Source organism: Trueperaceae bacterium (assembly GCA_036381035.1).
In the GTDB taxonomy this organism is placed as follows: domain Bacteria; phylum Deinococcota; class Deinococci; order Deinococcales; family Trueperaceae; genus DASRWD01.
The window spans coordinates 1-3,498 of record DASVDQ010000061.1; the positions used below are offsets into that span (position 1 = coordinate 1).

Annotated in this window: 5 protein-coding genes; 1 reads left to right on the plus strand and 4 read right to left on the minus strand. The window is 68.2% G+C overall.

Annotated elements, in window-relative coordinates; genetic code table 11:
* Positions 1-43: 43 nt before the first annotated feature.
* Positions 44-331 (plus strand): MarR family transcriptional regulator, encoded by a 288-nt coding sequence (locus VF202_07580; protein HEX7039953.1) that lies wholly within the window; start codon positions 44-46, stop codon positions 329-331.
* Here VF202_07580 and VF202_07585 read toward each other — a convergent pair.
* The 4 genes from VF202_07585 to VF202_07600 form a co-directional block, all read right to left on the minus strand.
* Complete coding sequence (locus VF202_07585; GenBank protein HEX7039954.1) at positions 328-609, minus strand: glucosaminidase domain-containing protein; 282 nt, start codon at positions 607-609, stop codon at positions 328-330. The two genes, VF202_07580 and VF202_07585, sit on opposite strands and share 4 nt — an antisense overlap.
* A 221-nt stretch (positions 610-830) precedes the next feature.
* On the minus strand, positions 831-1,412 hold the full coding sequence (locus VF202_07590) for a LamG-like jellyroll fold domain-containing protein (protein ID HEX7039955.1): 582 nt from the start codon (positions 1,410-1,412) through the stop codon (positions 831-833).
* A 173-nt stretch (positions 1,413-1,585) separates the two neighbouring features.
* On the minus strand, positions 1,586-2,515 hold the full coding sequence (locus VF202_07595) for a hypothetical protein (protein HEX7039956.1): 930 nt from the start codon (positions 2,513-2,515) through the stop codon (positions 1,586-1,588).
* Between the two features lie 11 nt (positions 2,516-2,526).
* Positions 2,527-3,498: hypothetical protein (locus tag VF202_07600; protein HEX7039957.1), on the minus strand; the 972-nt coding region annotated here is incomplete at its 5' end.

Below are 3,498 nucleotides of genomic sequence, written 5' to 3' on the forward strand. Positions count from 1 at the left end.
CGGGCGGCGGCACTCTCAGTCCACGTCCTACAGTCTGCGGACGTTGGCGCGGCGGGGCCTGGTCGAGAAGGCGGGGCGGCTGTGGCGCGTGACTGACGCCGGTCGCGCCGTGCTCGACCCGCTCGTGAGGTTCGTGCCCGCCCGCGAGCCCGTGACGGGGTCTCAGCGGGCTGTCCTCGAAGCCCTCGGCGCGGACGCCTTGACGACGACCGACGTAGCGGCGCGGGCGGGCGTGGAGCGGACCAACACCCACCGCCGCCTGGAGGTGTTGGAGCGCCTCGGGAGGGTGGAGCGCGTGCCGGGCCGGCCGGTCAGGTGGCGGCGCGCCTAGGCCTCCCGCCAGGACGGGTAGCGGCGGAACTTGGCGAGCTCCTGCACGTTCTTGCCGTCGCGGACCTCCCAGGTCGGGAGCTCGATGTAGTCACCGCTCCAGAACGGCGTGTGCTGGCCGGTGGCCTTGACGCCCCAGAGGTTGTTGGCCTTGAGGGCGAGGCCGGACTGCCCGAAGGCGCTCTCGTTCGCGGCGTGCGCCGCGACCGCTTCGGGGTTCACGCCGGGAACCTCGGCGGCGAGGGCGCGAACCTCCCTGATGAACTGCGCCTGGGTCACACGGTCTCCCTCCTGCACGAAGAAGCCCCCGGCACGGGGCCGGGGGCTGCAGGGACTTGCTTGTGGGGCCGGGTCAGGGCGTCAAGGCGAAGAAGAAGGCCGCGACGATCAGCAGCTCGATGAGGGTGAAACCACCCTGACGGTTCGTGCGCATGCGCGCCTCCTAGGACGCCTCCCCGGATGGATGAATGAGAACCGGGTCGGCTGGTAGGTGGCGCTCGCTAGCCGAGGGTGAGGCCATACTTCGCCGCTAGGTACCCCTCGACGGCTTCCCGGTCGGTGTCGCTGAGGTCGACGTCGTACATGATGACTTCCGCGATGTCACCGACGAGGTTGGGGTGGATGACGTTGCCGTTGTTGTCGCGGAAGCCGCCCATGTACGTGGGGTGCGTCCCGGTCATGTTGACGGTGTCCGCGGCGGTCGCGCCGTTCGAAGCTCCGTTCACGTACGCCTGCACTGCGGCGGCACGGCGGACGCCGGTCAGGACCGCCCACACGCTGGTCGGTAATGGCTGCGAGTCGACGAACGCGACGGTGCCACTGGAGTTGAACGCGATCAGGTCTAGGTTGTCCCCGAACCGCCTGAACTGGAAGATGCGAGGGGCGGTGCTCCCATCCCTGTCCAAGATGCTCCGGAGGCCGGTGGCGTCGACCTTCGCTACTGCGAACAGGGTGAACACGCCGCTGTTCGCGAGGTTGTCGCTGCAGCTGAGGATGTCACCACCGTCGAACCTGACGACAGGCAGGCCGTTGAGCTCGTTCGTCTGGTACGTGGGTTGTTGGCCGCTGGTGGCTTGCGTCATCGCGTGCCCGTTCCCGCTCGAGTCCGGCCATGACGCCACCGGGTCGCCGTCCGTGAGCGTGAGAGCGTCGGCCTTCCACCACGCTTCGAGGCCGGGCAGGTCGGCGGGCGTGAAGGCTGGTGGCGGGGTGAACGCGCCGCCTCGGCGGAGTCCAACGCTGCGAATCAGCGGGCTCACGAAGCGATACCCCTGAAGGCCACGATCACGTCCGCGAGCGTGCTGTCGGCCGGGGAGGGCGCGACGAGCGCGAGGCGGTCGCCGGTGTTCAGTTGGATGTCCGCCGAGAGGTCCCACGTGACGACTCCGCCGGTCGTGATGTCGATGCCGCCGACGCTGACGCCGTTCACCTGGATGTCGATCGTGGCCGTGCCGTCCGTGGGGTTCACGCCCACGTACACCTCGCCTGGGTCGGCGTCGTCGATCGTGACCGCCCTGGGTGCAAGGACGACGTCGGCGGCGCCGGCGTTAGGGCTGCCGGCGAAGCCTAGGTTGAGGTCGTACGGGCTGGCTCCCGTTGGTGCGTCTGCGAACTCCAGGCCGGTGCCGTCACCCTTGACGGCGACGACCTTGCCGCCTGCTCCCGCGTAGGACGCTGGTGTGTCGGAGAGGTCAGTGAACGCGCTCGCGCCGCCGGATGTGCCAACGGCGAGCACCATCACGCCAGACGTGCTGGACACGGCGATCAGCACGCCCTTCGTGACCGTACCCGCGCTCGTGCCGAGCGTGCCATCGTCCTGGAGGTAGTACAACTCCCCAGCCGTCAACCCCGACAAGCCTGTGACGAGACCAGCCGTCTGATATGTGAAGCTGTCCACGTCAGGGACGGTCGTGACGATCCCGACCGCCTCCGCGTTCGCGCTCGTGTCCGCGGTGGCCTTCACGTAGCTGGTGCCGTTGTGCCGGATTACGTCACCCACGGCGAGGCCGTGGCTGGCCTGGCTGACCGCGACGGTTACCCCGGCGCCCAGGAACGCCCGCAGGTCACCCAGGGTAGTCGTCTTGTCTCGACTCCCGGCCGCCTCCGACACGTCCCCAACAAGCACCTTGTCGCCGTCCGCGAGCTGGCCGGCGGACAGGCCGGGCTTATCGATCCACTTCGCCACGGGGGCCTCCCTCAGCTGGCCTCGACGAGCTGACCGTCGTCGAGCCGCATGTAGTTGCCGTCGTCTAGGTACAGGTATTCGGTGGTCGTGTCGATCACGACCTCCTGCACGGTGGCCGTGAACGTCGATTGCATGAACCCGCCGTCAGGCGCGAACGAGTCCGAGTAGGAGCGATTCTCGACGACAGCGCGCTCACCGTTCGGCAGGTCGACCAGCCTGCCCACGTGGTCGAACTTCACCGGGTAACGGTTCCACTCGCTCTGCTGAACGTCCCTCACGGTGCGGGGGTTGATGTTGAACAGCACGTAACCTTGAGCCACCGCCTGGGCCTGCTCTGGGGTGAGCTGGAACACATCGCTCCTGATGGTCGCCTCACGCTCGCCGTACAACGCCGTCGATATCTCCAGGGCGTTGGAGCCGCCCGGCCCGGGCACAACGTCACCGTTTGCGAGGCTGAACTCGGCCGTCACCGCCTCGTTGCTTCGCGTCCACGCCGTGCCCGTAACCGCCGTGACCTCGAGCAGATAGGCGACGTGCCTGATGCCCGCGAAGGGGTTCGGCCCGAACTGGTACCGGTCGCCGACTACGCGCACCTTCAACCCGCGCTCGGTGCGGGTCACGTACGCCAGCGTCTTCTCGTTGTCAACATCGAACATGAACCAGCTGAACTCGAGTGTTCGCGTCTGGCCCAGGGTGACATCGAACGATGCCGGAAGGTTGACCTCCTCGGTAAGCCCGCCGGTCCCGTTTGGGTTGATCGCGCTCCAGGCGGAGAAGGTCACGTCCACGTCGAGCGGCTTGTCGGGCTCGACTAACACCTCGAACTCGCGCTCGCCGCCGTTCGCGAGCGGCTCGGCGGTGAGGCCGTCCGTGACCTCCTCCATCGCCTCAGCCGTGAGGCCGTCCGAGCGGGTGGCGAGCACGTACAGGGGCGGCACGACCGCCTGGTCCTGCTGCCACTCCCAGCCCTGGCTTGTGGTCCG

What these genes read in the sequence shown, in the direction of transcription:
- VF202_07590 (HEX7039955.1), bottom strand. Translation starts at nt 1,412, where the DNA reads ATGACGCAAGCCACCAGCGGCCAACAACCCACGTACCAGACGAACGAG.